Genomic DNA, 25,091 nt, shown 5'->3' with positions numbered 1-25,091 from the left:
CCAGGCTAGGCGTCGCGGCCGTGGAGCAGCGATCCGTGTGTCGAACCTCGACAATCGCCGGCCTCGGCGGCCATGCCGCAGCGCAACAACTGCACAGCGCCCGCAGCTGCACCCACGTCGCAACCGCGCCAGCTCTCGGTTGTCGCGCCAGAAAAGCTGGCGCAATAGCCACAAGCTGGCGCGGTTAACAGGACCGGTAGGAACGCGGTTAACAGGGCCGGTAGGAACGCGGTTACCAAGACAGGCAGGAGAGAGAGCGAACGGATCGCGGCCCGATGCGCCGCTGGGCTACGCGAGGTGGCGTTCGGCCGGACCGTTGTACTGCGAGAGCGGGCGGATCAACGCGTTCGAGCTGAGCTGCTCGATGATGTGCGCGGTCCATCCGCTCACTCGCGCCGCCGCGAAGAGCGGAGTGAAGGTCTGGGTGTCGAAGCCCATGAGGTTGTAGGCCGGGCCGCTGGGGTAGTCGAGGTTGGGCTTGATGCCCTTGCGGGTCTCCATCGCCTGCTCGAGAGCCGTGTAGAGGTCGAGCACGTCGGGGCGGTCGTAGTGCTCGACGAGCGTTTCGAGGGATGCGCGCATCGTCGGCACGCGCGAATCGCCGTTCTTGTACACACGGTGGCCGAACCCCATGATCTTGCGCTTGCTCGCGAGCGCGTCGTCGAGCCACGCCTCGGCCTTGTCGGCCGAGCCGATCTCCTCGAAGGCGACCATCACGGCCTCGTTGGCGCCACCGTGCAGGGGACCCTTGAGCGCGCCGATCGCGCCGGTCACTGCGCTGTACACATCCGAGAGCGTCGAGGCGATGACCCGCGCGGTGAACGTGGAGGCGTTGAACGAGTGCTCGGCGTAGAGCACCAACGAGACCCGGAACGCGTCGACGACGACGGCATCAGGAACCTCGCCGAATGTCATGTGCAGGAAATTGCTGGAGTAGTCGAGGTCGTCGCGCGGGGCGACGTAGGGCAGGCCGTGGCGACGGCGCTGGTCGTAGGCCACGATCGCCGGCAGCTGCGCGAGGAGCCGCAGCGCCTTCGGATAGACGACGGCGAACGGGTCGGCGAGCGCACCGAACTCGCTGTCGGCATCGTCGGCGCCGATCACGCTCACGGCGGTGCGCAGCACGTCCATCGGGTGGGCGGTGGTCGGGATGTCGTCGATCGCCCTGCGCACGTTGGGCGCCAGGTCGCGCTGCCCGCGCTCCAGCGCCTCGAACGCCTCGAGGTCGTCGTCACCGGGCAGCTCGCCGTGCCAGAGCAGGTAGGCGACCTCCTCGAACGAGCAGCGCGCCGCGAGCTCCTGCACCGGATACCCCCGGTACAGCAACGAGTTCGTCTCGGGGTTGACGCTGGAGATGGCCGTGGTGTCGACGACGACGCCCGCCAGTCCCTTGCGAATCTCGGGGTTCTGCTCGCTCATGGTGCTCCTTCGCTCCGGTCAGGCCAGTCTGTCATGCGCGATCTGTCGCAGGTGAGGCGGGATGCACCACTTCGGCGGCGGAGAAGGGCGGAATGCGGCGAAGCCCCTCCGCCGGTTCAGGAGGACCCGAAGGTCCGTCTCGAAACCAGGCCCCGTGCGGTCGTACGGGTTTCGAGACGCGCGCGGCAGAGCCGCGAGCTCCTCAACCCACGGGACAGGGTACGGCACGCCTGGCAGGGACGGGCGTGCACAACGACACAGGGACCGGCGCCATCTCCGCAGCGCAACACGCCCCACGTCGCGGCGGCGCGTACACCGCGACAAACCCGACCATCCACCCAGTCGACAGCGGCGCGCCGGGCAAGGACCGGCGCCACCCCCGCAGCGCAACACGCCCCACGTCGCGGCGGCGCGTACGCCGCGACAAACCCGACCATCCACCCAGTCGACAGCGGCGCGCCGGGCGGGGACCGGCGCGCAGGACAACTCAGAACAGCCCGCGCGGGCTCTCCACCGACGCGAGCACCCCGTGGCGGGCGGTGAGGCTCAGCCCCGGCAGTTCCTCTGCGGTGAGCTCGGGAAGCCGCTGCGCGACATCCAGGAACCGCTCGATCTCGACCGCCTCGAGCACATCGGCCGCCAGCGTGCGGAACTTGTTCACGTAGTCGTCGCGACCGAAGGGCCTGGCGCCCTGCGGGTGGGCATCGGCCACGGCGATCTCCTCGACGACCTTGGAGCCGTCGTTCATGGTGATCTCGATGCGGCCGCCGAAGGCCTGCTCCTTCGGGTCGAGCGAGTGGTAGCGGCGCGTCCACTCCTCGTCCTCCTGCGTGGTGACCTTGCGCCAGAGCGCCACGGTGTCGGGGCGCGACGCGCGCTCGGGGGCATAGGACTTCACGTGATCCCATTCGCCGTCTTGCAGCGCGACCGTGAAGATGTACGGGATCGAGTGATCGAGCGTCTCGCGGGACGCGTTCGGGTCATACTTCTGCGGGTCGCCCGCGCCGGATCCGATCACGAAGTGCGTGTGGTGCGAGGTGTGCAGCACGATCGACGCGATGCGGTCGGGGTCGTCGAAGATGATCGGGTACTCGTTGTGCAGCTTGCGCGCGAGGTCGATCCACGCCTGAGCCTGGTATTCGGCCGAGTGCTCCTTGGTGAACGAGTCGAGGATGGCCCGCTTCGGCTCTCCGAGGTCGGGCAGCGACACGTCGTAGACCGCGTCGGCTCCGTCGAGCAGCCACGCGATCACGCCGTCTTCGCCCTCGTAGATCGGGGTCGGGCTGGTCTCGCCGCGCATGGCGCGGTCGACCGACTCGACGGCCATCTTGCCCGCGAAGGCCGGCGCGAACGCCTTCCAGCTGGAGATCTCGCCCTTGCGCGACTGGCGCGTTGCGGTGGTGGTGTGCAGCGCCCGGCCGATCGCCTGGAAGATGGTCTCCGGCTCGAGCCCGAGCAGCGTGCCGATGCCTGCTGCCGCGGACGGGCCCAGGTGCGCGACGTGGTCGATCTTGTGCGCGTGCAGGCTGATCGCCCTGGCGAGGTCGATCTGGATCTCGTACCCGGTGGCGATGCCGCGCACGACGTCGCGCCCTGTCAGGCCGCGTTCCGTGGCGAGGTGCTGCGCGACGGCCACGACGGGCGGGATGTTGTCGCCGGGATGCGAGTACTCGGCCGCGAGGAACGTGTCGTGGTAGTCGAGCTCGCGCACGGCCACGCCGTTCGCCCAGGCCGCCCATTCCACGCTCACCCGGCGCGCGGCATCCGTGCCGAAAACGCTCGAACCGCTGCCGCCGACCGAGACCGGGTGCGCCAGTGCCTGCGCCCGGGCCGCGGCGACCGGATGCCGCAGCAACGACGCAGCCGCGACCGCCGCGTTGTCGATGACCCGGTTGACGACCATGTCGGTCACCTCTGGCGTGACCTCCACCTGGTCGGCCGCGACCCCGGCGATCTTGAAGGCCAGCTGCTCGTCGCGGGGGAGGTTCTCATCGCTGCGGTGCGTACGTACGTGCGTGATGTTCACTCGATCGAACCTACCTGGCATCCTTGGTGAATGCCGCCCACCGCCACCCTTGCCGCGTTCGCGTTCGCGTCGTTCGCCATCATCGTGATCCCGGGTCCGAGCGTGCTCTTCGCCGTGGGTCGCTCGATCTCGTTCGGACGACGCGCCGGACTGCTGAGTGTCGCGGGCAACGCGCTGGCGATCATTCCGATCGTGGCGGCCGTCGCGCTGGGGCTCGGCTTCATCGTGGCGCAGTCGGTGGTGCTGTTCACCGCGATCAAGCTCGCCGGTGCGGTCTACATCGTCTACCTGGGCGTCCAGGCCATTCGTCACCGCAAAGACGGCAGCATGGAGGCCGCGGCCGATGCTCCGCCCCGCTCGACGTTCCGCATGCTCGGCGAAGGCTTTCTGGTGGGCATCAGCAACCCGAAGCTGCTGGTGTTCTTCGTGGCCGTGCTGCCGCAGTTCGTGAACTTCCACGCCGGGGCGATCCCGTTGCAGATGATGGTGCTCGGCGTCGTGTTCTTTCTGATCGCGCTCCTGTCGGACAGCACGTGGGCCATTCTCGCCGGCCTCGCACGCGGCTGGTTCGCGAAGTCGCCGAAGCGCGCGGAGCGGCTGTCGGCCACCGGGGGCGTCATGCTCATCGGGCTCGGTGGTGTGCTGGCCCTCACCGGCAACAAGGGGTGACGCGTACGGCCGGCGCTCGATGCGGGGCCGACACCCCGATCGATCAACTCCCGATGCGCGCCGGGTCGATGCGATAGAAGTGCGCGGCGGTGCGGCCGAGCATCCACTCCCTGTCGGTGTCGTCGAGCGCGCCGAACAACGGGATGAGCCCGTTCCACACACGCGTGTAGCCGCCGGCGAGCACGGAGATCGGCCAGTCGCCGCCGTACATCAGCCGCTGCACGCCGAACAGCTCGAGCGCACGGTCGACGAACGGCCGAATCTGCTCGGTGGTCCACGCTGCGGGGTCGTGCGTGGCCGAGTAGAGCCCGCTCACCTTCGCGTACACGCGCGGATTCTCCGCCGCAACCGCCATCAGCCGATCCCACGGCTGAGTCGCGTCGAGCCCGATCGGCGGCTTCGCGAGATGGTCGATGACCATGCGCAAGCCCGGATGCCGCTCGGAGATGATCGGCACCAGTTCCAGGTGACGCGGCAGCACGGCCACCAGGTCGAACGGCACGTCGCGCTGTTCGAGCACGGCGAGCGCCTCGTCCACTTCCGGGCGCAGCAGCCAGTCGGGGTCGGGGTTGTCGTGGATGAGGTTGCGAACGCCCACCATGAGCGAGTCGGAAGACCAGGCATCCAGGGTCGCCGCCGTGCCCTCCGCGTCGTCGAGGGGCGCGAACCCGACGATGCCGACGACCTGAGGATGCTCCGCCGCCGAGTCGCGCATCACCCGGGTGTCCTCGGGGTTGTCTGCCGCCTGCACTTGGATCGTGTAATCGACCCCGGCGGTCCGCAACTCGGGCAGCAGCTCGTCGAGTGCCATCGGCCCGTCGATGGGTGCGGATTCCGGTCCCAGCCAGTCGTAGGATGCGCGCCGCGGGTCCCACACGTGCTGGTGCGCGTCGATCACGGGAAAGGTCAACTCATCGCCTCCACGGTTCTGCTGCGTTTCACCCAGTCCCGGATGCCGATCAGCACCAGCACGAAGAAGATGCCGTAGACGATTCCCGAGAAATACAGCCCGGAATGCACGGCAAGCGGAACACCGACCACATCGACGGCGATCCAGACGAACCAGAACTCGACCCAGCGTCTGCCCTGGGCGACCATCGCGATCAGCGTGCCGACGAAGATCCAGGCGTCGCAGGCCACCAGCCACCACGGCGCCCCCGGATAGAACGAGAGGTTCGTCGCCTTGAGCAGCAACGTGACGAGGGCGGTGCCCACGAGCATCCCCGCGATCAGCACGGCGCGCATGCGCCACGACGCCCAGCGCACCTGCACCTCGCCCTGATCGTGCTTGTTGCGCCCCCACATGGCCCAGCCCCAGCCGGCCACGACGATGATGATCACCTGTCTGCCTGCGTTGCCGAGCAAGTGCACGTTGAGGCTCGCGATGAGCAGGAAGACCGAGCCCAGGATCTGCACCGGCCACGCGACGACCCAGCGCTTGAGCGCCAGCACCACCGTGGCGAGCGCCAGCACGTTGCCGATGAAGTCGGACCAGTAGACGGGCAGCCCGAACAGGCTGAACTGCGTGTTCAGCCAGTCGAAGGCGCCGAGCCAGTCGGAAGTGTTCGCATGCATACGAAGGAACATTGTCGCGGATGCTCCCCGCATACTGCAGCACAAGAACGCCCGAGAGCGCCCCTGAAAAGGGTGCTCTCGGGCGTCTCAGCGTGGTGTGCCTCAGCCCACCACAGCGTTGGCGGCGGTGTTGGCCGACTTGAGCCCTTGTGCCACGGGAACCTGGCCGAGGAAGACGGAGTTGATGAACGGTCCGGCCGCCGTGGAGGCGGCGTTGTAGTTGGCTCCGATGGGTGCCGGGATGGTCGGGTTCTCCTTGATGACGTCGAAGAACGGCGAGACGTCGACGTCCTTGCCCTTCCAGTAGTCGAAGTAGACCTGCTGTGCCGCGGTCACCGCGGGAAGGTTGGCGCCGGAAGCGCCGATGGGGGAATTGCCTTCCTTCGTGGCGATCCACTTCAACACCTTCTCGGTGGCGGCCAAGTGGCTCGACTTGGCGTTGCCGACCGCCGCGATGCCGTTGCTGACGCTGACCGCGCCGGCCGGACCCGCTGGCTGCATCACGACGCCCCAGTGGAACTTGACGGCACTCTGCACGTTCGCGAGGTTGTAGAGGCCGGACTGGAAGAGCGCCTCCTTGCCTTGCGTGAATGCATCGAGTGTGAAGTTGCCGTTGGTGTTCGTGTCGGCGGCGCTCGGCGCCACGTGGTACTTGTTGATCAGGTCGACGATGTACTGCACGGCCTCCACTGTCTTCGGGTTGGTGAAGGTGAACTTGCCGTCCTTCGTCTGGTACGTGCCGCCGTTGGAACCCACGAAGGGCAGGAACTGCGCCTGGAGGTCCTGCGAGGCTCCGTAGCCGTACTGAGCGAGGCTGCTGCCGTTGAACCCGGCCTGGTCGGCCGTCTTGCCCGAGGAATCCTTGGTCAGCTTCTTCGCGACCGAGAGCAGGGTGTCGCCGCCGCCGTCTGGGCTCCACGTGAGCTTCGAGATGTCGCTCTCGCTGAGCCCCGCTGCCTTGAGAAGGTCCTCGTTGTAGTAGAGCGCGATTCCACCGTCGGAGGTCTGCGGAACGCCCCACAGACTGCCGTCCTGGGTGAACTGGTCGACGACGCCGGACACCCAGGTCTTCTTCACCGTGGAGAAGTCGCTCCCGTACATCTTGTTGATGTCGATGAGATCACCATTGGATGCGTAGCTGTTGTACGAGGAGCCGTTGATCCAGAAGATGTCGTCCGCGCTTCCACCCGCGATGTCGGTGCGCAACTTGGTGAAGTAGTTCGCCCAGGGAACGACATCGACCTTCACGGTGATGTCGGGATTCTTCTTGTGGAACTCCGCGAACGACGTCTTGTAGGCGGCAGCGGCGTTCGTGTCCCAGGTGCGGAATGACACAGTGACTTTGCCGCCGCTGTCTCCGGATGACGGCGTCCCCGACGAGCATCCGGCCAATGCGGCCAATGCCACGGATGCGACGGCCGCGGCGAGCACGGTACGTGAGCGTTTCATGCTGTTCAACCTCTTCTTGTCATTGATGGGAACTGTTGTCTCTTGGCGGGACCGACAGTGGGGTGATATGCCGCATCAGCGGAATCCGGTGATCGAGATCGACTCGACGATCTTGCGATTGAAGACGAGGAACATGACGATCAGCGGCGCCATCGCGAAGGTGGTCGCCGCCATGACCAGGGTCCAATTGCCGTTGTACTGGCTCTGCATGCTCGCGGTCGCGACGGTGACGACGCTCCAGGTGTTGCCGCTGGTGACGATGAGCGGCCACATGAAGTTGTTCCAGTGACTGACGATCGTGATCATGCCGAGAGTGACGATGATCGGGCGAGAGAGCGGCACGATGATTCGAACGAGGATGCGCCATGTGCCCGCACCGTCGATGCGGGCGGCGTCGACGAGTTCCTGAGGTATGCCGCGGAAATACTCGCGCAGCAGGAATATCGCGTACGGCGATCCGAAGAGGTACGGCAGCACGATGCCCCAGAACGTGTTCCGCAGACCCGCATCCGTCATCATCAGATAGAGCGGAACCACGGTGACCACCGTCGGCACCATGAGGGTGGCGACATAGAGCCAGAACAGCAGGTCGCGGCCGGGGAACTCCAACCGCGCGAACGCATACGCGGCCAGGATCGAGAACACCAGCTGGCCGACCAGAACGACCGCCACGTAGGCGACGGTGACGAGGACGGCGTGACCGAAGTCGACGATGCTGTCCGGGGAGAAGAGCGCCGCATAGTTCGATCCGGTCACCGGACTCGGAAGTGCCAACGGCGACTGCGTGGCCAATTGCTGCGGCGTCTTCAGCGATGTCATCACGCTGAGGAAGAAGGGCCCGAGCGTGGTCAGCGCTCCGACGACAAGGATCGCGTAGCTGCCGAGTGCGACCAGAACCCGTGGGGTTCGGGATGCGGATGCCGGTCGGCGCGGCTCGGCATCCGGCCCGTGCGAATCGCCGGGACGCGAACGCCGAGTGGCGGCGACTTCAGCTGAGGTCATAGGTGATCCTCCTGCGGAAGTAGAGCTGTTGGGCGAGAGTGACGACGACCAGGATGACGAAGAGCACAAGGGCCGTCACCGCGGCCTGACCGAGATCGAACGCCGTGAAAGCCTTCTGGTAGATGCGATACGCCAGCACGTTCGTCGCGTTCATCGGTCCGCCCTGCGTGAGCGAATAGATGGTGTCGAACGCCTGCATCGCCCCGATGATCGACGTGACGAGCACGAAGAACATGGTCGGTCGCAGCAGCGGGAGCTTGATGGTGAAGAAGATGCGCGCGGCGCCGGCTCCGTCCACGCGAGCGGCCTCGACGACGGCGTCCGGAATGACCGCGAGCCCCGCCATGAAGAACAACGACACGTAGCCGACCTGCGACCAGACCGACACCGTGACGACGCAGAGCAGTGCGAGCACCGGCGAGGTCAGCCACGAGGTGTGGGTGCCGAGGATCGTATTGAGCGCACCGCCCGTCGGCTGGAAGATGGCGTTCCACACCACGCCGAGAGCGAGCGGTGCGCACACCCACGGAATGACGAAGATCACCCGGAAGACGCCGGAGCCGGGCAGCCGCTGCGTGAGAAGCACGGCGACGAGGATGCCCAGAACGAGCTGCAGCACGACGACGAGCACCGAGAACACCACGGTGACGAGCAGAGACTGAGCGAAGGACGGATCGGTGAAGACCGCGGCCCAGTTCTTCAGACCCGCGAACCTCGCCGGGCCGATCAGATCCCATTGCTGAAAGCTCAGCCAGACGACGACGACGATCGGTACGAGGAGAAAGACCACGACGCCGAACAAGCTCGGCGCCAAGAGCGCGTATCCGAGCACGGCAGATGAGCCACGGCGCTTCGTGTGGGGTGCCAGTGCAGCAGTCATGCTCACTCCCGGTCAGACGGCTACTGCCGATCAGGTGATGCGCGACCAATACTGCACACACTTGATTGATTCTGCAATAGATCAGATCGAAGCGCTTTCACGCCTTGATGTCCGCAATCCTGCCGTTCTCGCGGCGAAATCACCACTCGGACAGTCATAGGTCGAAACAATTCTGATCGATCTTGTCCAAGATTGATTGAGTTTGCTAACGTCGTCGCCATGAGTGCTGGCGGCGAGAAGGAGACCACGGTGGCGCAAGAACCTCGCCGCGTTCTGGTGGTCGCGGCCCACCCGGACGACATCGACGTCAACGCCGGAGGAACGCTGCGGCGCTGGGCGGTGGCGGGCGACGAGATCGCGTACCTGATCGTCACCTCGGGCGATGCCGGTCAGTTCGACGGCGCGCCCCGCGGTGACGTCATGACCGCCCGGCGTGCCGAGCAGCGTGCCGCTGCCGACATCACCGGGGTGCACGACGTGCGATTCCTCGACGGCTACCGCGATGGCGACGTGCAAGCGTGCACCGAGCTTGTGAAGGACATCGTGCGCGTGATCAGACAAGTTCGCCCGCACGTGGTGATGACGCTCAGCCCCGAGCGTCGCTGGGACCGCCCGTCGCAATATCATCCCGATCATCTCGCGGTGGGCGAGGCAACCGTGCGCGCCGTCTATCCGGCGGCCGGGAACCCGCACGCCTTCCCCGATCTGTCGCAGGAGAGCCTGCGCGAGTGGGATATCGACGAGCTCTGGATCCAAGACCCACCGCATCCGAACCACGCAGAGGACGTGAGTGACGTCGTCGCGGACAAATACGCCGCGGTGCTCGCGCACAACAGCCAGTTCCCCCGGTCCGACGAGGCCGAGAACGCGCTGAGCGAGCGCATGCGACGGGATGCCGTCTCCTTCGGCTTGCCCGATGGAGCGCTGGCAGAGCTGTTCCTCCGCGTGTCCCTCTGACTCTGTTCCTGAAGGGGATTTCCACCATGCGCATCACACTCATCGGCGGGGGCGGCTTCCGCACGCCGTACATCTACCACGAGCTGCTTCGCGACGATGAGCCGCTCGCTGACGAGCTGGTGCTCTTCGACACCGATGAAGACAGGCTGCGGGCGATCGGCGCCGTGCTCGCCGGGTATTCGACCGGGCATCTCCTGCCGCGCGTCACCACGACGACAGATCTGCCGACAGCACTGCGCGGTGCGGACGTCGTGCTCACCGCGGTGCGCGTCGGTGGCCTGGCACACCGCGCCGCGGACGAGCGGATCGCCTCGTCGTTGGGCCTGATCGGACAGGAGACCACCGGAGCGGGCGGAATCGCGTACGCGATCCGCACCGTGCCTGTCATGGTCGAATATGCGCGTCGCATCGCGGAATTCGCCCCGCGAGCCCTTGTCGTGAATTTCACCAACCCTGCCGGAATCATCACCGAGGCCATGCGCTCTGTGCTGGGCGACCGCGTCGTCGGTGTCTGCGACACGCCGTCTTCTCTGGTCAGGCGTGTCGCCGAGGCACTCGGCGTCGATCCGGCGACGCATCGGCCCGACTACATCGGACTGAACCACCTCGGCTGGCTTCGTGCCTATCGATCTGCGACGGGCGAAGATCTGCTCCCCGGCCTCATCGCCGACGACGCACGACTGTCGGAGTTGGAGGAGTCGAAAGTGTTCGGCGCCCGCTGGATTCGGGCGCTCGGCGCAGTGCCGAACGAGTATCTGCACTACTACTACGACGCGCGTGAGGCGCGCGACGGCATCCGCGACGACGCGCCGACCAGGGGCGAGTCACTCATCGAGAGTCAAGGCAGGCTGTTCGAGGCGCTGAAGAAGCATCCCGAAGAAGGCTCCCGCCTGTGGTTGGACGCCGTGCGGCAACGCAACGCGACGTACATGGCCGATGCTCGGGACGGGACCTTGCGCGAACAGTCCGGCGACGACGACTCCGTCTTCGCCGAAGGATACGCCGGCGTCGCTCTCGACCTCGTGCGTGCCATGAGACGCGGATCGGGCGCCACCATGATCCTCAATGTGGCCAACGGCACGACCATCTCTGGTCTGCCGGCAGACGCCGTCGTCGAGGTGACGGCGGTGGTCGACGGCGCAGGGATCGCGCCTCTGAGCACCGCGGCCCCCACCCAGCACCAGCTGGGGCTTCTGCAGCAGGTGAAGTCGGTGGAACGGCTCGCCATCCAGGCAGCGATGACGGGCGATCGGGAAGCCGCCTTCGCTGCCTTCGCGGGGCATCCGCTCGTGGACTCCTTGCGTGTGGCGGAACGCCTGCTGGCCGCCTACGAGGAGCAGATCCCGGAGTTCGCCCACGTGTTCGACGGCCGCTGAGCGAGATGCGCCTCGTTCGGGAGTCGCGAGTCACCGGCAGGGCGCGGCGCCTCCCGTCATCACACGGTGATGACGCGGACGCCCTTGCGCTCGAAGGGAACCAGATAGGCCGGGTCCGTGACCTTCGACGTCACGACGACGTCGACGTCGGATGCCTCGCAGATGACGCTCATGCCGGTTCCCGGAAACTTGCGCTCGGCCGCGAGCAGCACCACCTTGTCGCTGGAGGCGATCATCTGCTTCTTGACCGCCACCTCGACAGGTGTCGTGTCGCGTACGACGCCCGTCACCGCGATCCCGCTCGTGCCGAGGAACACCGTGTCGGCGTGCAGTTGTGCCATCGCGTTCTCTGCGAGGAAGCCGACTGTCGACAGATAGTTGCGCCGAACCGAGCCTCCGATCAGCACCAGTTCCGTCGGCGCGGCGTCGCGCAGCACTTCATAGGCCGCCAGATTGCTGGTGATGACCGTGATCGCGCGGCCGGAGAGCAGCCGAGCGAGTTCGAGCACCGTCGAGCCGATGTCGAGGATCACGACATCGCCGTCGGAGACCAGATCGGCTGCGGCTCGAGCGATCTTCGTCTTCTGCGGACGATCCGTCGAATCGGAGAAGGCGAACGGTTCCTCGACAGTGCCCAACGCCAAAGCGCCGCCGTACACCCTGGCGATTCGGCCCTCGGCGGCGAGCTGGTCGACGTCACGCCGCGCCGTCGCCTCGCTCACCCCGATCTCCGCGGCGATCTCGGCGAGCGGCACCGACCCGCGACGGGTGACCATCGAGGCGATCTCGTCGCGCCGCCGAGCCGGAAGCATGTCGTAAGGCTACAGGCGAGACGGCCTCGTCCCACCGGTATCTGCTCGAGTCTGCCCCATCTTGAAGGAGAGTGATCGAGAGTGCACACTGACGGGATGACTCCCTCCGAGCAGGAACCCGCTCGGACCCTGCCCGAATTCGATGCGTTCGTGGTCGGACCTGTCTTCATCGACATCGTCTTGGCGGGGCTCGACCATGCCCCGGTCCTGGGCACCGAATCGTGGGCGCGCAGCATGGGCACGTGCCCTGGCGGCATCGCCAACATCGCGGTCGCGCTCAGCCGACTCGGACTCAACACGTCCCTGGCGACGGCGTTCGGCGACGATGCGTACGGTGACTTCTGTCGCGAAAGCCTCGAGCTCGGCGAGGGGATCGACCTCAGCCGCTCCGTGCGCATGACAGGCAAGCACACGCCCCTCACCATCTCGCTCGCGTACGACAGCGACCGCACGATGGTGTCGCACGGCCACCTGCACGAGCACCCGGGCATCAGCATCGATGCGGTCCCTCGCGCTGCCGTCGCCTTCGCGTCGATAGGCGGCGACCAGAACACGGCTTGGCTCGCCGCGGCCAAGGCCAACGGTGCGCGCGTCGTGGTCACCTCCGGATGGCAGCCCGACGGGGAGTGGGATCTGGATCGGCTCGGCGATCTTTCCCTGGCCGACGTGTTCATCGTCAACGGCCCGGAAGCCCTCGCCTGGACGGGAACGACCCGTCTCGAAGACGCGGCGCTGGCCCTGGCGGAACGCGTCCCTCTCCCCGTCGTCACACGGGGATCGCGCGGCGCGATCGCGGTGGACCGCGAAGCTGTCGATGCCGAGCATCGAATCGTCGACGTGGGCGGGATCGACATCGAGCCGGTCGATCCCACCGGAGCGGGAGACGTCTTCGCTGCCGGCCTCGCCGCAGGGCTCGTGTGGTCGTTGACGATCGAGCAGTCTCTGGTGCTGGCCACCGTTGCGGCGGGGCTTTCCGTCGAAGACATCGGCGGTTCGTTTTCGGCGCCATCGCTCGAGGGCATCGCGCAGTGGTACCGCGACTCTGCGCGAGAACACGATGCGGCATTCGCGGAGCGCTACGGCTTCCTCGATGAACTGCACAGCACGTGGGGCCGGCAGCGCCGGCCGCGACGTGCCATCCCCACGATCGGCTTCCGCGCCTGAGGTCTCTAGCCCGGGAGGCGGCCCAGGCCGTCCGCGACGGGGATGGCGGCGAGCAGGCGGCGGGTGTAGGCATCCTTCGGCCGTGCCCAGACCTCCTCCGCGGTGCCGAGCTCGACCACCTTTCCCGCGCTCATCACGGCGATGCGGTCGGCGATCATGCGCACGATCGACAGATCGTGACTGATGAACAGGAGCGACGTGTTGCGTTTGGCGGCGACGTCGCGCATGAGCGTCGCGACGCGCGCCTGCAGCGACGCGTCGAGCGACGCGATCGGCTCGTCTCCGATGAGCACGTCGGGCATCGCGCCGAGCGCTCTGGCGATGGCGATGCGCTGGCGCTGACCGCCGGAGAACTCGTGCGGGTAGCGCTGCGCGGCATCCTCGTCGAGACCGACGTCTGCCAGAAGCTCCGCCAGCTTCGGTGCCGTTCCACCGGCGGCCCGGCGACCGTCTTCGATCTGGCTGCCCACCCGGCGCCGCGGGTTGAGCGACGCGTACGGATTCTGGAACACCATCTGGATGCGCCGCAGCGCGCGAGGTCGCGACCGCATGCCGAGCCGCGTGACGGGTTCGTCTCCGAAGCGGATGGATCCGCCGGCGAGCGGCTCCAACCCGCACACGGCGCGGGCGAGCGTGGACTTGCCGCAGCCGGACTCCCCCACCAACCCGAGCACCTCGCCTGGCGCGAGCGTGAGGCTCACGCCGTCGACCGCGCGCAGCTCGGTGCGACCCGGCTGCTTGTACGTGACTGCGACATCGTCGATGACGAGCTCAGCGGGCATCGGCGGCCTCCTCGTCGTCGGTGCGCGCGCCCGGTGGCGGCGTCTTCGGAAGCGACTCGATGAGCGAGCGCGTGTAGTCGCTTCGCGGTTCCTGGATGACCTGGCGGCGGTCGCCGTGCTCGACGATCTCGCCATCGTGCATCACGGCGATCGTGTCGGCCACCGCCGACATCACGCCGAGGTCGTGCGTGACCAGCAGCACGGCGAGCCCGAGGTCGTCGCACAGCTCGCGCAGCAGGCGCAGCACGCCGGCCTGCACCGTGACATCGAGCGCCGTGGTCGGCTCGTCGGCGATGAGCACGCCGGGGTCGCACGCGATGGCGGAGGCGATCGCCACGCGCTGCAGCTGGCCGCCGGAGAACTGGTGCGGATACCGGTCGAGCGCTGCGCGGGCGTTCGGCACCTTGACGCGCTCGAGCAGCTCGACCGCACGGTCGCGGGCATCCTTCTTCGAGAGGTCGAGGTGGTAACGCATGTGATCGGTGAGCTGGCCGCCGATGGAGATCATCGGATGCAGGCTCGCGGTCGGGTCCTGGAACACCATCGCGATCTCACGACCGCGCACCCGGTTGAGCGCCTTCGAGCGCAGCGCCAGAAGGTTCGGCACGTCGACCCGCTCTCCCTGCAGCGCGATCGTGCCGCCCATCAACGACCCTGGCGGCTGCAGGCCGCAGGCCGCGAGCCCCGTCATGGTCTTGCCGGAGCCCGACTCGCCGGCGAGGCCCGTCACGGTGCCGGTCGGCACGTCGAGATCGATGCCGCGCAGAATGCGCTTGTCGCCCTGCTTGCTGCGGATCGACAGCGTGAGTCCGCGGATCGTCAGCCCGGTCTGACCCGTCATACCGACACCCCCGAGACCGCCTCGGCGGTGCGCGGATCGAGGGCGTCGCGCAGCGCGTCGCCGATGAAGTTGAAGGCGACGACCACCGAGAAGATGGCGAGGCCCGGGAAGGTCGCCAGCCACCAGTCGCTGAAGTTCTGCACGCCGTCGGAGACCATGGCACCCCACTCCGGAGTGGGCGGCACCGCGCCCAGCCCCAGGAACGACAGCCCGCTGAGCAGCAGGATGGCGTTGCCGAAGTCGAGCGTGGCGAGCACGAAGACCGGCGCCATCACGTTGGGGGCGACGTCCCGGCCGAGGGAGCGGAACACGCCGGCACCGAGCAGCCGCCCGGCGACCACGTACTCCTGCTGGCGCGCGCCGAGCACGAGCGACCGTGTGACGCGGGCGTAGTTCGGCCACGACACGATGAGCAGCGCGACCACGGCGTTGAGCAGGCTCGGCCCGAGGGATGCCGCCACGATCATGGCGAGGATGATCGTCGGAAAGGCGAACACGAGGTCGGCGATGCGCATGATGACCTCGTCGACGATCCGACCGAAGTACCCGGCGATCGCCCCGAGTAGCGAACCGATGACCATCGAGCACACCACGAGGATGAGCGACAGCGGCAGCGAGACTCGCGAGCCGTAGAGCACCCTGGAGAGCTCGTCGCGACCGAGCACGTCGGTGCCGAACCAGTGCGCGCCGCTGGGCCCCTGCAGCGGCGTGAAGCTCTGCGCGAGCGGGTTGTACGGCGCGATCAGAGGCGCGAAGATCGCGATCACCAGCCACAGCACCACGATGACGACGCCCACGATCGCCATCGGTCGACGCCACGCGGGCGGCAGCAGCGGCTTGCGGCGACGCTTCCACGGCGGGGTTCGCGTTCCCAGGCCCTCACGGCGATCGGATGCCGCCGCCGCCCCGCCCTCGGGCACGGCGTCTCCCGTCGCGGTCGTCTGCGAGCTCATCGCACCCTCACTCACTTCACCTGCGTCTCCGCTCATCGCACCCTCACCCGAGGATCGATGAACCCGTAGACCACGTCGATCACGAAGTTGATGGCGATGTACACCACGCCCACGATGAGGCCGACGCCCATGATGGCAGGCAGGTCGAGTGTGGTGGCCGCCTTGTAGGCGTACTGGCCGATGCCGCCCCAGTTGAACACCTGCTCGGTGAGCACGGTGCCCGACAGGAGCGATCCGAACGCGAGGCCGACGATCGTGAGGATCGGCAGCAGCGAGCCGCGCAGGATGTATCGGAACACGACGGTGTGCGCCGGCAGCCCCTTGGCGCGGGCCGCCTTCACGTAGTCCTGCGAGAGCACGTCGAGCACTCCGGAGCGTGTGAAGCGCACGAGGAGGCCGACCGTGTAGAGCGTGAGCACCGCGCCGGGCAGGATCAGGTGCGACAGGGCGTCGCCGAAGGTGTCCCACTGGCCGGCGAGCAGCGAGTCGACCGTGTACATGCCTGTGACGTGCGGCGGTGCCGTCGCCGCCGGGGAGAGCCTGCCCGTGCCGGGAGCCCAGCCGAGCAGGTAGAAGAAGACGAAGAAGAACGCGACGGCGAGCCAGAACGTCGGGATCGAGATGCCGATGAGGCTGAAGACGCGGATGATCTGGTCGGAGAACCGGTTGTGCCGCAGCGCGGCGATGAGGCCGAGGCCCAGGCCGATGATGATCGAGAAGACGATCACGAAGAGGGCGAGCTCGATCGTCGCGGGGAACGCGACACCGAGGTCCTCGGTCACCGGGTTGTGGGTCTGGGTGGAGGTGCCCAGGTTGCCGCGCAACAGGTTGCCGAGATAGATGAAGTACTGCACCACGACCGGCTTGTCGAAGCCGTGGGCCTCGTTGAACGCCTGAACGACCTTCGGGTCGCTCGCAGCCTTCTCACCCAGCGCGGCGGCGGCGGGGTTCGCGGGCACGAGGTTGGCCAGCACGAACGTGATGACCGTGACACCCCAGAGCAGCAGAACACTGATGCCGAAGCGGATGCCCAGGTAACGCAGCAGCGGATGCGAGCGGCGGCCGGCGCGCGAGACGCCGACCGCCTGCTCGACCTCGCTACTTGATGGCAGCGAGGTCAACGGTCCACACGGGGTTGAGCGGAACGCTCGTGATCGTGTTCGCGGTCACCACGTACTGTCCTGGCTGCACGAGCGGAACGAACGGCCCCGTCGCGTTCATGGCCTTCTGCCACGACTCGAAGGCGGGCACTCGGGCGGCGCCGGATGCGCTCGCGGCGGCGTTGGCGGCATCCGTCACCGTCGCGTCGGCTCCGGCCTTCCAGCCGGCGCGCAGGCCGAGGCTCTGGCCGGGGCTGAACACCAGGTAGTCGGACGGGTCCGGGAAGTCCGGGCCCCAGTACATGATTCCGGACTGCAGGGTGCCGTTGCGGTACGAGTCGAGCACGGTGGCCACCGGGCCGGGGGCGAGCGTCACCTTGATGCCCGCCTCCTGCCACTGCGACTGAAGGGCCTGGGCGAGCGTCTCGAACTGCAGCCCGTCGACGGTGATGTCGTTGGGGTACGAGAACTTCACCGTCTGGCCGTTGTAGCCGCTCTTCGCGAGCGCCGCCTTGGCCGCAGACAGGTCGTAGCTGTTCGTGGAGTCCGGCTTGATCGAGCCCTTGAACATGGAGGGCACGAGGCCGCCTGGCTGCGTCGAGCCCGACCCGGACAACTGCAGGATCTTCGAGTAGTCGATGCTCTTGCGAATGGCGGTGAGGAAGTCCTGGTTGTTCGTCACGCCCGCGCCGATGGCGGAGTTCTGGTTGAACCAGAGGTACATCACGTACGGCGACGTGCCCTTGATCACCTTGGTCTTGCCGCCGTCGAGACCCTGCACCTGCGTGGCGTTGAGATCGAGGGCCACCTGGCTCGCGCCGGCCTGCACGTTGATCTTCTGGGTCGGTCCTGCGACGTTCTCGAGCACCACCGTGCTGTACGCGGGCTTCGTTCCGACGTAGTGCGGGTTCGGCTTGAACACGACCTTCGTGTTCACGTTGTACGACGACAGCATGTACGGACCGGAGCCCTGCGATTCCTTGTTGAGGAATGCCTCGGCGTTGTCGGACTTGGTGTCTGTTCCGCCGTGCTGCTTGAGCACCTTGGAGTTGAGGATGCCGAGCGACGGGTTCGGCAGGATGAACGGCAGTGCAGGGTTCGGCGTCGCACTGGTCAGCACGACCTGCGTGTCGCTCTTCTTCGTGACGGTGACACCGTCGAGCAGGAACGACGGGTTGCCGGCGATGGCCTGCACGCGCTTGAGCGAGAACACCACGTCATCGACCGTGACCGGGTCGCCGTTGCTGAAGTAGTGCTTGCCGTGCATCGTGAGCGTGAGCGTCTTGTCGTCGTTCGACTCGACGTACGACATGATGTCGGGCTGCGGCTTGGTGACGTCGCTGCCGTTGAACGTGAGCACCGTCTCGTAGATCGCCTTGTCGACGATCGAGCCCGTCAGCTCGAACGCGCGACCGGGATCGGAGGTCTTCAGGTCGAAGGAGTTGTCGACGACGAGGGACTTGCCGCTCCCGCCCCCTGAGCTTCCTCCTCCGCCCGAGCAACCGGTGAGGATCATGGCGGCGGCGGCGCCGACGGCGATGGCCGCTGCAAGGCGGCGACGAGCGCGGATCATGTCGACTTCTCTCTCGTGGGCAGGCACACGGCCTTGGGTTTCTCCACCGTAGATGGCCGATCGTTTCCGCGGTGTTTCGGCTCGCGTGGTTGCATCGCAAACCGTTATGCAGTCAGGACGGGTGCGCTCGTGAGCGCACCGTTCTCGAACGCTTCGTCCGTCTCGGCGAGCACGCGCAGCACGTTGCCGCCCGCGAGCAGTGCGAGCTCGCCGCTCGTCCATCCGCGGGCGGCGAGCTCCCGCAGCAGCGCCGGATACCCGTCGACACCGTCGAGGCCCTCGGGAAACACGTCGGTGCCGTCGAAGTCTCCGCCGAGCCCGATGTGCCGGATGCCCGCGACCTCGCGCGCGTGCTCCACGTGATCGGCGACGTCGGCGATCGTCACGACGGGCATGGGCGTCGATCGGTCGCCGTCGTACCAGTCGGAGAACTCTTCGCTCACGAACTGCGGAACGAATGTGAGCATCACGACGCCGCCGTTGTCGGTGAGCCTCGCGAGCACGTCATCCGGCACGTTGCGCGAGTGGTCGGCCAGAGCCCTCGCCGAGCTGTGGCTGAAGATGACGGGAGAGGTCGAGACATCGAGCGCATCGTGCATGGTCTTCGGCGAGACATGCGACAGGTCGACGAGCATGCCGATGCGGTTCAGCTCGCGCACGTAGTCCCGTCCTCTGTCGCTGAGGCCGTCGTGGAGCGCATCGTCGGTGGCCGAGTCCGCCCACGAGCTCGTCTTCACGTGCGTCAACGTGAGATAGCGCACGCCGAGTGCCGCATACATCCGCAGCACAGCAGGCGAATCGTCGAGCTGGTGGCCGCCCTCCGCGCCGAACAGGCACGCGATGCGTCCGCGCGAGCGGGCACGCTGCACGTCGGCGGCCGACCGCGCCAGCTCGAAGTCGTCCGGGTAACGCGCCACCAGGCGATGCACCCAGTCGATCTGCTCCAACGTCTGCCGCACGGCCAGGCCGTCTCCGGTGTCCTCGACGAAGACCGACCAGAACTGGGCGCCGACGCCGCCCGCCCTCAGTCGCGGGATGTCCGTGTCCGAGTCGAGCCGCGCATCCAGGCCCTCCGCCGAATAGTCGCGGTTCTGGCGGCACTCCCATGCCCAGTCGTTGTGTCCATCGATCACCGGGCAGAGCGCGAGGGCTTCGGCGACGACGACGGCCGGATCGATCGTGCCGGCAGCGGCAGCGGAATGCGTCATGCGCACGAACCTAGCCCGATGCGCGCACGTCGCCGTGGTGGACCGCCGCGGCCGAGGGCGCACGCGAAGCGCGCGGCTCAGTCGGCATCGTCGAACGCTGCGGTCGGCACGATGACCGCCCTGGCGAGGGTGTGGAAGTGCAGGTTGAAGCCCAGCACGGCGGGCGTCGACTCCGGGTCGAGGTCGAGGTGATCGACGTCGACCGCGTGCACCACCACGTGGTAACGGTGCCTGCCCGTGCCCTCCGGCGGCTCGGCGCCCGTGAAGCCCACCTCGCGGTACTCGTTCTTCAGCTGAAGCGCTCCGGCGGGCAACGAGCCGCCGGAGCTGCCCGCGCCGCGCTCGAGCGAGGTCACCGTGGTCGGGATGTTGTAGACGGCCCAGTGCCAGAAGCCGGAGCCGGTCGGGGCATCCGGATCGTGGATGGTCACCGCGAAGCTCTTCGTCTGCTCCGGAAACCCGCTCCACGCCAGCTGCGGCGACGTGTCGCCCTTGCTCGCGCGGTGCAGTGCGGCGATGGGATGCCCGTCGGCGACATCCTCACTCGTCACCGTGAACTGCTCCACGGCCCCGAATCGCTCGAGCGGGTCCTCTGCCATGACACTGCCTCCTGCCGGTTCTGCGCACCGACCTCCGTGTCGGCGCACCGCAGTCGGCAGACTACGCCGCTGCGCGCTGGCGCTCCCGGCACTCAGCCGCCGGCGACGGTCAGCGGACTCCGGCGGCAGCCTGCTGCTTGCCCGCCGCTCGGCGCATGCGCGCCGGCAGCGAGCCCACTGCCCATCCCGTCACGCGCAGCATCGCCTCGAGCACGATCGCGCCCGACATCTTCGAGTTGCCGCGCTCCCGCTCCGGGAACGTGATCGGCACCTCGCGAATGCGCAGACCCGCCACCTGGGCGTGCCACAACATGTCGATCTGGAAGCAGTAGCCCTGGCTGAGCACGGCATCGAGATCGATGCGCTCCAAGGCATCGGCGGTAAAGACGCGGTAGCCGCCGGTCATGTCGCGCACGGGGACGCCGAGCGCGAACCGGGCATAAGCGCTGCCGACGCGCGAGATGGCCTTGCGGTAGAGTGGCCAGCCGACGACGCCGCCGCCTGGCACCCACCGCGAGCCGACGATCACGTCGGCCTTGTCGAGCGCCGCCAGCATGGGAGGCAGATCTTCAGGGCGGTGCGAGCCGTCGGCATCCATCTCGACGATCACGTCGTGACCGCGCTCGAGAGCCCAGCGCATGCCTGCGCGGTAGGCGGCGCCGAGGCCCTCTTTCCCCGCGCGGTGCAGCACCGCGACCGCCGCATCGTTGGCGGCGAGGCCGTCGGCGAGCTCGCCGGTCCCGTCTGGCGAGCCGTCGTCGACGATCAGCACGGACGCGTCGGGAACCGCGTTCCTGACCCGACCCACGATCCAGGCGATGTTCTGCGCCTCGTTGTAGGTCGGAATGATGACGACTGCGTTCATGCCGTTGCTCCCCTCAGGAAAAGGTAGACCACATCCCGATGAAGGGTGTAAGTGCTGGTCAGCGAATAGCCCAGCGCGCGCAGTTCGGCCATGCGGTGGAACATGCCGGCCGAATCCACGGCGCCGTTCTTGTTCGGTCCCCGGTACTCGATGAGCCACACGCGGCCATCGCCGGCCTTGAGCCGCGGGGCGGCCGCCGTGATGCTCTCGGTCTTGTCCCAGAGCGCGTCGCGCTGCGTGTACGGCACGGTCAGCGTCGGGTCGACGAGGCCCGCGAACTGCGCCGGGTACAGGTGCATGGCCAATCGCGGCCTGCGCGACGGGCGGGTGGTGTCGTCGAAGACGACGTCGTCTCCCGCGTGCGCGTGCTGCTGGATGACGCCGGCCACCTCTGCCCAGTCGCTTCCGCCGTTCTTCGCGTACGGTCCGCGCTGCGCGACATAGGTGGGAGCGGCGACGGCAGCGACCAGCGCCACGATGATCGCGGCGACGACGGATGCCCCGAGCCTGCCCGCCCGCCGCCCCGCCTGCGCACCTTCCCGCGTTGAGCCGTCGTGCGCCGGCGCCACCGCGCCGCGGTTCCGACGATCGCGGAGCATCCCGCTCGCCCTGGCCCACACCCGCACGGCGACGAACTCGATGGCGATCGCCAGGATGATGGCCAGCGCCGGTGTCGTGAACGACATGTACCGCACGGTGTACGCAGGGACCATGGCGTTCACGGCCAGGAGCGCGGCCGGCGGCAGCACGAACCACGACACGGCGAGCGCGAGCAGCGTGGAGCGGGCGGGCGGAAGCATCGACCGGTTGCCGTCATGTCGACGCCTGCGCCACACGACGACGCCCACGAGGGCGAAGGCCACGAGCGCCGCCCAGACCGCGACGGCCAGCCCCCAACTGCCGTCGAACCACTGGTTCACGGTGAAGCTGATGAACGTCACGCCGGGATGCGCGCCGAGGAACTTGATCTGGCCGCGCTCCTTGAGCGCGAAGAACTCCAGCGGCGCGGCGAGCAGAACGCCCCCCCACACTGGCGAGCAGCCAGCGGCGAGCCGACCGCGCACGAGCGGCGACCTCGGCGGACGGGGCGGAGCCGGGGCGCACGATCGCGAGCGCGGTGGTGCGCAGGCGGCCGCGAGCATCCCACAGCAGCATCGCCCCGAAAGGCAGGGCGATCAGAGACAGGTAGAGGAAGACGTAGATGCACGCCCCGTAGGCGGCGGCGAAGCCCACCCAGGGCAGCACCCTGGTGACGCGCCCGCCCACCAGCGTGAGGAACAGCACCGCGAGCCACACGGCGCACGCCGTCCCGAGCGCGTACGACCGCACCTCGGTTCCCATGTAGGTCGTGCGCGGCAGCACCGCGAACACCATGGCGGCGATGACGCCGAGACGGATGCCCGCCGCACCGACCGCAGACGACAGCCCGTCGCGCCCGTTGGCCGGCCACAGCCGCTCCATGCGCGCCACCAGCACGACGATGCCCGCCGCCGCGAGCCCGACCCCGATGGCACTCGGCACCCTCGTCGAGAGCTGGCTCGCGCCGAACACGTCGATCCAGAGGTGCAGGAACGCGTAATAGGTGCCGTGCACGGCATCCACTCTGGCGAGCTCGTTCATCAGCGACGACCACGGGCGCTCGGCAGACATGATGCTGGCGGCCTCGTCACCCCAGAACGACGGCACCCACGAGCCGAGCCACGACACCACGAAAGCGATCACTCCGCAGACGGCGGCGGCGAGCACGAGCGGGGCACGCCCGCTGCGGTACCACTTCTGCGGGGGCAGTGACAACGAGGTCGGTCGCGTGATGTCGCTCACGCCCGTCGCGCGGCGCGAAGACGGCGCGCCGACCGACCGCTCGCCGGCCCTGGCGCGCGGCGCGGGGCGTGTCGGAGTACGTTGCGCGTCCATCACCCAAGGTCATCGTCCTGCCCTGGACGTTTTCTACGCTGAACGTGACTTTGGCGTGAACCTCTTCTCAGACGTGCGTTACCTGGATGTCACTTCAGAATTTGCGAAGCGGTCACGCCTCTGCCGTGACCTGCGGCACGGGCCCGCCGGTCACGAAATGCCCCCATCCCGCGACGACGAGCACGATCACCGCCGAGACGAGCAGTCCGGCCGCCGGTTGCAGGTGCACAGCGCCCGCGCCGACGATCGCACCGAGGCCGATCAGCACGACGGCGCCCGCGCGGCGCGCCCACGGCTGCTGCTTCCCTGCACCGAACACGGAGTCCGCCGCGAGGCCGGCGAGTGTCGAGGTGACGACGACGGTGGTCACGTCTTTCACGGCGATGTGGCGCGCGGTCGCCGCCTGCGCGCCCATGGCGAGGCCGAGCATCCCCGTGACTGTCCACTGCACCGATTGCACGGGATGCCCACCCACCGCGAACAGCGTCACCGCCGCTACGAGCAGCACGACTCCGACTCCCGTGAAGACGCCGGTCGAAAGCGGGGTCCACCCCGCGTCGACCCTGCGCAGCACGCGGCCGCCGACCGCCGCGCCCGCCATGAAGCAGACCAGCGCGATGACGGGGCCGATGATGGGCAGGTTGTCGCCGCCGAGCAGGGCCATGCCGAGAATGACCACGTTGCCCGTCATGTTGCCGGTGAACACGCGATCGAGGCCGAGGTAACCGACGGCGTCCACCACACCCGTCGAGAAGGTGAGCGCGAGCATGAGCCCCAGGTGCGTGCGTTCGTGCAGTCTCCACTGCGTGGCCATGCTGTCCTCCGGTCGGTCGGGCGTGTCTGATGAGCCGAGTCGATCCCATCACAGCGCGGGGCGCCGGATCGAGCGCACCCGGCTGCGGCCGCATCCGATGCACTGACGTGGGAGCGCTCTCAGCGCGCGCCGGAAACCGGCAGAATGAAGGGGTGAGCATCCCCATCTCCGGAATCTCGATCGACCTCGCCCACGGCGACTACCGCGCATCCATCGCGAGCGTCGGAGCGTCGCTGCGCACGCTGACCCACGACGGACGCGACCTCGTCGTACCGTTCGAGGCCGACGAGCTGCGTCCCGCCTTCCGCGGCGCGACGCTCGCCCCGTGGCCGAACCGCATCGTCGACGGGCGGTACACCTTCGACGGCGTCGAGCAGCAGGTGGCGCTCACGGAGCCCGCGTTGAACAATGCGCTGCACGGCCTCGTGGCGTGGCTGGACTTCGCAGTGCGCGACAGGGGCGACGACTTCGTGCAGCTCGCGGCGAGCATCCAGGCCCAGCAGGGCTACCCGCATCGCGTCGACCTCGAGGTGGTCTTCCGGCTCGACGACGACGGGCTGCACTCCGCCGTGACGGCGCGCAACTCGGGAACGAGCGCAGCGCCCTTCGGCACCGGGCCGCATCCCTACCTCGTGGCCGGTCAGGGACGTGTCGACGACTGGACGCTCACGCTGCCCGCCGCGGACGTGCTGGCCGTCACGGCGGATCGGCTCGCGCCGATCGGGCTCGCGGCCGTCTCGTCCCACGTCGGCGGCACCGCTCGCGAGGGTGAGCTCGACTTCCGCACACCGCGCGTCATCGGCGAGGTGTTTATCGACCACGCGTTCACCGCACTGCAGCGGGATGCCGCTGGCACGGCAGCCGTCGAGATCGTCGCCGCCGACGGCCACGGCGTCGCGATGCGGTGGGATGCCGCGTGCCCCTGGGTGCAGATCCACACCGCCGACCGGCCGGACCCCGCGCTCAGCCGGCTCGGCCTGGCCGTGGAGCCGATGACCTGCCCTCCTGACGCCTTCAACTCCGGCACCGATCTCATCGTGCTGCAGCCCGGCGACACCACGACCGCCGGCTGGACCATCGCCGCCCTCTGACGGAGGAGGGCGGTCGGGTTCG

General features: G+C 67.9%; 23 protein-coding genes. 5 read left to right on the top strand and 18 right to left on the bottom strand.

Annotated features, from left to right (window positions below; genetic code table 11):
• Positions 1-288: 288 nt before the first annotated feature.
• Together FPZ11_RS13745 and FPZ11_RS13740 are read right to left on the bottom strand one after the other, a co-directional pair.
• Positions 289-1,419 (bottom strand): bifunctional 2-methylcitrate synthase/citrate synthase, encoded by a 1,131-nt coding sequence (locus FPZ11_RS13745; protein ID WP_146321713.1) that lies wholly within the window; start codon positions 1,417-1,419, stop codon positions 289-291.
• Between the two features lie 487 nt (positions 1,420-1,906).
• A complete protein-coding gene (locus tag FPZ11_RS13740) occupies positions 1,907-3,445 on the bottom strand; it encodes an MmgE/PrpD family protein (RefSeq protein WP_146321712.1) in 1,539 nt (512 codons plus the stop codon).
• Between the two features lie 30 nt (positions 3,446-3,475).
• On the opposite strand from FPZ11_RS13740, the gene FPZ11_RS13735 reads away from it, so the two are divergent.
• Positions 3,476-4,114: a LysE family translocator gene (locus FPZ11_RS13735; RefSeq protein WP_146321711.1), complete on the top strand. Its 639-nt coding sequence runs from the start codon at positions 3,476-3,478 to the stop codon at positions 4,112-4,114.
• A gap of 43 nt (positions 4,115-4,157) precedes the next feature.
• On the opposite strand, the gene FPZ11_RS13730 is transcribed toward FPZ11_RS13735, so the two are convergent.
• The 5 genes from FPZ11_RS13730 to FPZ11_RS13705 all read right to left on the bottom strand — a co-directional run bounded on the left by FPZ11_RS13730 (position 4,158) and on the right by FPZ11_RS13705 (position 9,020).
• Entirely contained in the window at positions 4,158-5,024 is an 867-nt protein-coding gene (locus FPZ11_RS13730; RefSeq protein ID WP_146321710.1) for an amidohydrolase family protein, read from the bottom strand.
• Entirely contained in the window at positions 5,021-5,689 is a 669-nt protein-coding gene (locus FPZ11_RS13725; RefSeq protein ID WP_146321709.1) for a nicotinamide mononucleotide transporter family protein, read from the bottom strand. The genes FPZ11_RS13730 and FPZ11_RS13725 overlap by 4 nt, the downstream gene beginning before the upstream one ends.
• 102 nt (positions 5,690-5,791) lie before the next feature.
• Entirely contained in the window at positions 5,792-7,138 is a 1,347-nt protein-coding gene (locus FPZ11_RS13715; protein WP_146321708.1) for an ABC transporter substrate-binding protein, read from the bottom strand.
• A gap of 75 nt (positions 7,139-7,213) precedes the next feature.
• Positions 7,214-8,140 (bottom strand): carbohydrate ABC transporter permease, encoded by a 927-nt coding sequence (locus FPZ11_RS13710; RefSeq protein ID WP_146321707.1) that lies wholly within the window; start codon positions 8,138-8,140, stop codon positions 7,214-7,216.
• Entirely contained in the window at positions 8,127-9,020 is an 894-nt protein-coding gene (locus FPZ11_RS13705; protein WP_146321706.1) for a carbohydrate ABC transporter permease, read from the bottom strand. Before FPZ11_RS13705 ends, FPZ11_RS13710 begins: the two co-directional genes overlap by 14 nt.
• A gap of 219 nt (positions 9,021-9,239) precedes the next feature.
• On the opposite strand from FPZ11_RS13705, the gene FPZ11_RS13700 reads away from it, so the two are divergent.
• Positions 9,240-9,977, top strand: a complete 738-nt coding sequence (locus FPZ11_RS13700; RefSeq protein WP_146321705.1) for a PIG-L deacetylase family protein — start codon at positions 9,240-9,242, stop codon at positions 9,975-9,977.
• Positions 9,978-10,003: 26 nt separating this feature from the next.
• Positions 10,004-11,353, top strand: a complete 1,350-nt coding sequence (locus FPZ11_RS13695; protein WP_146321704.1) for a family 4 glycosyl hydrolase — start codon at positions 10,004-10,006, stop codon at positions 11,351-11,353.
• Positions 11,354-11,412: 59 nt separating this feature from the next.
• On the opposite strand, the gene FPZ11_RS13690 is transcribed toward FPZ11_RS13695, so the two are convergent.
• The gene (locus FPZ11_RS13690) at positions 11,413-12,165 is read right to left on the bottom strand and encodes a DeoR/GlpR family DNA-binding transcription regulator (RefSeq protein ID WP_146321703.1); all 753 of its coding nucleotides are present in this window, start codon (positions 12,163-12,165) and stop codon (positions 11,413-11,415) included.
• Positions 12,166-12,261: 96 nt separating this feature from the next.
• Here FPZ11_RS13690 and FPZ11_RS13685 point away from each other — a divergent pair, with 96 nt between their 5' ends.
• Complete coding sequence (locus FPZ11_RS13685) at positions 12,262-13,329, top strand: carbohydrate kinase family protein (protein ID WP_146321702.1); 1,068 nt, start codon at positions 12,262-12,264, stop codon at positions 13,327-13,329.
• 5 nt (positions 13,330-13,334) lie between these two features.
• Here the strand turns inward: FPZ11_RS13685 and FPZ11_RS13680 are convergent, their stop codons facing one another.
• The 10 genes from FPZ11_RS13680 to FPZ11_RS13635 all read right to left on the bottom strand — a co-directional run bounded on the left by FPZ11_RS13680 (position 13,335) and on the right by FPZ11_RS13635 (position 23,978).
• Positions 13,335-14,111, bottom strand: a complete 777-nt coding sequence (locus FPZ11_RS13680) for an ABC transporter ATP-binding protein (protein WP_146321701.1) — start codon at positions 14,109-14,111, stop codon at positions 13,335-13,337.
• Positions 14,101-14,952, bottom strand: a complete 852-nt coding sequence (locus tag FPZ11_RS13675; RefSeq protein WP_146321700.1) for an ABC transporter ATP-binding protein — start codon at positions 14,950-14,952, stop codon at positions 14,101-14,103. Before FPZ11_RS13675 ends, FPZ11_RS13680 begins: the two co-directional genes overlap by 11 nt.
• A complete protein-coding gene (locus tag FPZ11_RS13670; RefSeq protein WP_146321699.1) occupies positions 14,949-15,905 on the bottom strand; it encodes an ABC transporter permease in 957 nt (318 codons plus the stop codon). The genes FPZ11_RS13675 and FPZ11_RS13670 overlap by 4 nt, the downstream gene beginning before the upstream one ends.
• A gap of 32 nt (positions 15,906-15,937) precedes the next feature.
• Positions 15,938-17,026 carry an ABC transporter permease gene (locus tag FPZ11_RS13665; protein WP_246846266.1) on the bottom strand — a complete coding sequence of 363 codons (1,089 nt, stop codon included), beginning with the start codon at positions 17,024-17,026 and terminating at the stop codon, positions 15,938-15,940.
• Positions 17,004-18,578 (bottom strand): ABC transporter substrate-binding protein, encoded by a 1,575-nt coding sequence (locus FPZ11_RS13660; RefSeq protein ID WP_146321698.1) that lies wholly within the window; start codon positions 18,576-18,578, stop codon positions 17,004-17,006. Before FPZ11_RS13660 ends, FPZ11_RS13665 begins: the two co-directional genes overlap by 23 nt.
• Before the next feature lie 104 nt (positions 18,579-18,682).
• The gene (locus tag FPZ11_RS13655) at positions 18,683-19,786 is read right to left on the bottom strand and encodes a dipeptidase (protein ID WP_146321697.1); all 1,104 of its coding nucleotides are present in this window, start codon (positions 19,784-19,786) and stop codon (positions 18,683-18,685) included.
• A 77-nt stretch (positions 19,787-19,863) separates the two neighbouring features.
• Complete coding sequence (locus FPZ11_RS13650) at positions 19,864-20,385, bottom strand: YbhB/YbcL family Raf kinase inhibitor-like protein (protein WP_146321696.1); 522 nt, start codon at positions 20,383-20,385, stop codon at positions 19,864-19,866.
• 109 nt (positions 20,386-20,494) lie between these two features.
• The gene (locus FPZ11_RS13645) at positions 20,495-21,250 is read right to left on the bottom strand and encodes a polyprenol monophosphomannose synthase (RefSeq protein ID WP_146321695.1); all 756 of its coding nucleotides are present in this window, start codon (positions 21,248-21,250) and stop codon (positions 20,495-20,497) included.
• 813 nt (positions 21,251-22,063) lie between these two features.
• Positions 22,064-23,164, bottom strand: coding sequence for a glycosyltransferase family 39 protein (locus FPZ11_RS13640; protein ID WP_146321694.1), 1,101 nt, complete (start codon positions 23,162-23,164; stop codon positions 22,064-22,066).
• A gap of 112 nt (positions 23,165-23,276) precedes the next feature.
• A complete protein-coding gene (locus FPZ11_RS13635) occupies positions 23,277-23,978 on the bottom strand; it encodes a YoaK family protein (RefSeq protein ID WP_146321693.1) in 702 nt (233 codons plus the stop codon).
• Between the two features lie 152 nt (positions 23,979-24,130).
• On the opposite strand from FPZ11_RS13635, the gene FPZ11_RS13630 reads away from it, so the two are divergent.
• Positions 24,131-25,069, top strand: a complete 939-nt coding sequence (locus tag FPZ11_RS13630) for an aldose 1-epimerase family protein (RefSeq protein ID WP_246846265.1) — start codon at positions 24,131-24,133, stop codon at positions 25,067-25,069.
• Positions 25,070-25,091 lie beyond the last annotated feature (22 nt).

This window comes from Humibacter ginsenosidimutans (genome assembly GCF_007859675.1).
Lineage (GTDB): Bacteria > Actinomycetota > Actinomycetes > Actinomycetales > Microbacteriaceae > Humibacter > Humibacter ginsenosidimutans.
Note: the sequence above shows the minus strand (reverse complement) of the source record. Positions and strands in the feature narration are given on the sequence as shown.